Below are 986 nucleotides of genomic sequence, written 5' to 3' on the forward strand. Positions count from 1 at the left end.
AGCAGTAAAAACCATCAGCCAAGGTGATACAACTTTTTGGGCTAAAGCCCAACCAACAATCACACGCGCCAGCAAGCTCAGCGCCTACGGTGGTTAACTATAACAATAGTGTTAAACCATTCGTGGCTGAAGCCATCACCTACAACAATACTTAACCTCTGTGTAGCAAAGCGCCTCAGTGATCTCAGTGGTGAAATTCACTTTTCGCCCTAAAGAACGACCTACAAACAATGCATATTTACGTACTTGGGAGTTGGTAATGATATTGGAGAATCGTAGGTTCTCGTTGCGCTCTACCCAACCTACAAACCCACGCGCTAGCAAGCTTAGCGCCTACGGTGGTTAGCTCTATCACTGGTGTTAAATCTTTCGTGGCTAAAGCCATCTCCTACAAAAATACTTAACCTCTGTGTAGCGAAACGCCTCTGTGAACTCGGTGGTGAAATTCACTTATCGCCCTAAGAACGACCTACAATTTAAACCACACCAGTAGGGTTTCGTTGCACTCTCCCCAACCTACGCCACTTGCGTTGTAAGGCGAAAGTTAAGTGCTTTTATCACTTGAAAAAAGTTTCGCAACGAGTTTTGGTTTTACCATTCACCGCCTTATACGAGCTTCCACGATTTAATCCTGTTGCGTTAGCAATATCGCTCACGCCATGCTTTTTCACCAAAGATCTGAAAGGGGTCACCCATAAGAAGCTTCCGATCATGCTGACGACTGTGTTTTATTGATCTCTGTATTCAAAAACCAAGTATTGCTACTTTTCAAACTCATTAATGATTTTGAAATATTTAATCCTCCCACCTTGCATTTACCTAAAAAGTGAACTTAATTAAAAAAGTAATGGAACTTCATCAAAAGGAATTTGCAATGACTAAACTCATCATTATTGCTTGGTTACTTTTTTGTTCATATGCTTACGCGACAAATATTTTTAAGCTTAACTCACAATCTAAAAATACAGATTTAGCCGATATTCAAC

General features: G+C 40.8%; 1 protein-coding gene. It reads right to left on the reverse strand.

What is annotated here, in order from left to right:
* Positions 1–557: 557 nt before the first annotated feature.
* Entirely contained in the window at positions 558–713 is a 156-nt protein-coding gene (locus H5232_RS24800) for a hypothetical protein (protein ID WP_404699602.1), read from the reverse strand.
* Positions 714–986: the final 273 nt, after the last annotated feature.

This window comes from Pseudoalteromonas sp. SG41-5 (assembly GCF_014164495.1).
Taxonomy (GTDB): Bacteria; Pseudomonadota; Gammaproteobacteria; order Enterobacterales; family Alteromonadaceae; genus Pseudoalteromonas; species Pseudoalteromonas rhizosphaerae.